This window comes from Acetobacter sp. DmW_043 (assembly GCF_002153485.1).
Taxonomy (GTDB): Bacteria; Pseudomonadota; Alphaproteobacteria; order Acetobacterales; family Acetobacteraceae; genus Acetobacter; species Acetobacter thailandicus.
Genome location: NZ_JOMN01000072.1, coordinates 1 through 2,802, shown reverse-complemented (window position 1 = coordinate 2,802; position 2,802 = coordinate 1). Strand labels below are relative to the sequence as shown.

Below are 2,802 nucleotides of genomic sequence, written 5' to 3'. Positions count from 1 at the left end.
CCGCAGCCCTGGCCATTACCGCCCTGAACCAGACCGGCATCTATGGACAGAACCCCACACTGAATAAGACTGACTTTAAAACCAGTGGTCTGGTCAATGGCGATACCGTTAGCGGGGTCAGCCTCTCCACAGCCGCCACAAAGCTGAGCAACACAGGCGCCTACGCCCTTACTGCCAGTAACGCACGCGGCTCAGGGCTGAGCAATTATGCCATCACCTATCAGAGCGGCACCTACACCATCACCCGGATCACGACCATTCCTATCTTCTGGCCTGTGGCATCACTAAACGGGAATACTCCCCCGGCATCAGGCCCAGCTAACCTCACTATTACAAGCACCGGGCAATCCCCTAGTCTCACACTGGTCAATACCTACAACCCTCTACCCCTGCCAGATAGCACGGCAAACTCTGCCGCTCCGAACACATATCAGATCGTGCTGCCCGGCACCTCTTATACCAACCGCCTGAAAGACACGTTCTGATGCGCCACATTCTTTTTGCTGGCGGCGCATTCGCTGCCGTCGCCTGTGCCCTCTCGCCACGCGTAGCCCATGCACAGGCCTATAGCCGCCTTGCCCCGCGCCAGCCCGCAGCGGCACCCGCCTCCAACGACCTGACCATGCCGGGTAAAGAAGCCCCGCCCCTTCCGCAGTCTAATGCGGTTGTCATCCCCGACCTCAAAGGTTTGGTATTCATCCCCGATACTGCCACCCTCAAGGCCACGGGTCTGCCTGCCGGCACAAAGGGCGTGCAGCATGCGGGCCTGCCCCTGCTCAATCAGGCCTCCTTCGAACATGAGATGGCTGCCTATCTCGGCAAGCCCCTGCGTATGACGGATCTAAACACCATCGCGGCAAAGGTCAGCGCGCTCTACAAAGCTAAGGGGCATCCGTTTGTATATGTCTCCATCCCGCCGCAAAACATCAACGACGGTGTGGTGCAGATCATCGTCACAGAATACCGGTTGGGCGCGGTTAAAACAGCAGGTAACCACTGGTTTTCCGACAGACTGATTCGGCAGGAAAGCGGGCTCGCACCTGGCCAGACCCTTAGCCTGTCAGGCGTGCAGGCTGGCCTGTCCTGGCTGAACAGCAACCCCTTCCGCACGGTCGATGCTCTGTTCGCCCCCGGTACGGCGCAGGGCACAACCGATGTCACCCTGCAGACAAAAGACCGCCTGCCCCTGCATATCTATGGCTCCTACGACAATGCCGGTGTCCCCTCGCTCGGCTCTTCCGAATGGGCCGTGGGCGGCACATGGGGCAACGTGGCCGGGCTGGGGCAGATCTTATCCTACCAGTTTACCCACAGTGTTAGCGACCGCTACAGCGGCCACGCCCTGAGCTGGACAGTCCCCCTGCCCTGGCATGACCGTATTCAGATTTTTGGTTCCTATGCGTGGGAAAAACCCGATATGCGTACGAGCAGCGCCTATCTGGGTGAGACAGGCCATAGCGGGCAGGCCAGTATACGTTATATCCACGACCTGCCTGCCCTGACCTTCGGCCCGCATACACGCATGACCGAAGATTTGCAGATCGGCTTTGACTTCAAAACCACCAACAACACTCTCGAATTTGGCGGACTGCGGGTGTTTGATAGCCAGGCAGAAGTCGATCAGTTTCCCATCCTATACAATGCCATTCTGAACGACCCGTATGGGCAGACTACTTTCCAGAACCAGCTCGTGCTTAGCCCCGGCGGCATGAGCGGAGCCAACCGCCACCGCAATTTTGAAGCACTCGTACCCGGAGCAAGTGACCAGTATGCCTATGACACAGTGAGTCTTAACCGCACCACATGGTTGCCTGCAGGCCTGTCGTGGATTTTGCAAGCCACGGGGCAAGTTGCCAGCAGCAATCTGATGTACAATAACCAGCTTGGCCTTGGCGGGCTTTACACTGCACGCGGCTATTTTACCGATACCGCGCTGGGCAGTGAGGGGGTGAGTGTTACCAACGAAATTCGCTCACCAGCTTTTAGTCTTTTCAAATTCATCGCCCCCGACATCTCCGTGTATGATACGGAACAGGTAGGACTGTTCTATGATTATGGCCATGTCTCGCAGGTGCATCCCATTGCTCAGTCCGTGAACGAGGCTGATCTGTCCAGCATCGGTCTGGACCTGCATAGTGCTGTCGATCGTTATATCAGCCTCATCTTCAATGTTGGCTGGCGCCTGCACGGCGTCTCCGCCATCCGCGAGCAGAATGGCTTCGGTAACAAAGGCGGGTTCGGAACACTCTCACTTACGATCGGATATTAAAAATATCCAAAAATTATCACCTCGGACATGCCTAAAAAAGCCTCGGTTTACCGGGGCTTTTTTTTAAGAGAAGATCATTGCGTATTTTTCAGGATTAAATCCTGTTTCAATTTTTTCTTTATATTCAATGACAGGCCTCTTAATCAGAGAGGGATATGTCTGCATTAATATGACAGCCCGTGCTTCTGTCAGATCTGTTTTTTCTGCCTCTGGCAGTTTTCTAAACGTTGTCCCGTTTTTATTAAGCAGCTTTTCATAACTGATCAGGTCTGCCCACCTGCTGAGAGTTTCTGCGTCAATTCCCTGCGTTTTATAATCATGGAAGTCATAAACGACATTATGCGTATCGAGCCATTTTCTGGCTTTGCGCATGGTATCACAGTTTTTTATTCCGTAGATTTTTACCATTGTCATTCATTACCCGTAACGCAAAAAACGCCTCTGGCGCTAAAGCTGAGGCGTTGTGTAAGAATTTATATGATTTGGTTGCGGGGGCAGGATTTGAACCTGCGGCCTTCAGGTTATGAGCCTGA

The 2,802-nt window shown here is 54.2% G+C and carries 3 protein-coding genes; 2 read left to right on the top strand and 1 reads right to left on the bottom strand.

Going from position 1 to position 2,802, the window contains the following annotated elements:
- The coding region (locus HK11_RS12400; RefSeq protein ID WP_198943265.1) for an MBG domain-containing protein at positions 1 to 485 on the top strand (485 nt) is incomplete at its 5' end.
- Positions 485 to 2,269, top strand: coding sequence for a ShlB/FhaC/HecB family hemolysin secretion/activation protein (locus tag HK11_RS11660; RefSeq protein WP_086555498.1), 1,785 nt, complete (start codon positions 485 to 487; stop codon positions 2,267 to 2,269). The genes HK11_RS12400 and HK11_RS11660, both read left to right, overlap by 1 nt.
- A gap of 63 nt (positions 2,270 to 2,332) precedes the next feature.
- On the opposite strand, the gene HK11_RS11655 is transcribed toward HK11_RS11660, so the two are convergent.
- Positions 2,333 to 2,683 (bottom strand): arsenate reductase, encoded by a 351-nt coding sequence (locus HK11_RS11655; protein ID WP_086555497.1) that lies wholly within the window; start codon positions 2,681 to 2,683, stop codon positions 2,333 to 2,335.
- Between the last annotated feature and the right edge of the window lie 119 nt (positions 2,684 to 2,802).

What these genes read in the sequence shown, in the direction of transcription:
- HK11_RS11660 (WP_086555498.1), top strand. Translation starts at nt 485, where the DNA reads ATGCGCCACATTCTTTTTGCTGGCGGCGCATTCGCTGCCGTCGCCTGT.
- HK11_RS11655 (WP_086555497.1), bottom strand. Translation starts at nt 2,683, where the DNA reads ATGACAATGGTAAAAATCTACGGAATAAAAAACTGTGATACCATGCGC.